At 32.7% G+C, this 226-nt stretch carries 1 protein-coding gene; it reads left to right on the top strand.

Going from position 1 to position 226, the window contains the following annotated elements; genetic code table 11:
• Positions 1-226 (top strand): DDE-type integrase/transposase/recombinase (locus tag HMPREF2663_RS07035; protein ID WP_070846095.1); only part of this gene is annotated, 226 nt, incomplete at both ends.

Genomic DNA, 226 nt, shown 5'->3' on the forward strand with positions numbered 1-226 from the left:
CAATTTGGTAAACCTCAAAAGGTAATTACAGATCAGGCACCTTCAACGAAGGTAGCAATGGCTAAAGTAATTAAAGCTTTTAAACTTAAACCTGACTGTCATTGTACATCGAAATATCTGAATAACCTCATTGAGCAAGATCACCGTCATATTAAAGTAAGAAAGACAAGGTATCAAAGTATCAATACAGCAAAGAATACTTTAAAAGGTATTGAATGTATTTACG

This window comes from Staphylococcus sp. HMSC077D08 (assembly GCF_001837945.1).
Lineage (GTDB): Bacteria > Bacillota > Bacilli > Staphylococcales > Staphylococcaceae > Staphylococcus > Staphylococcus epidermidis.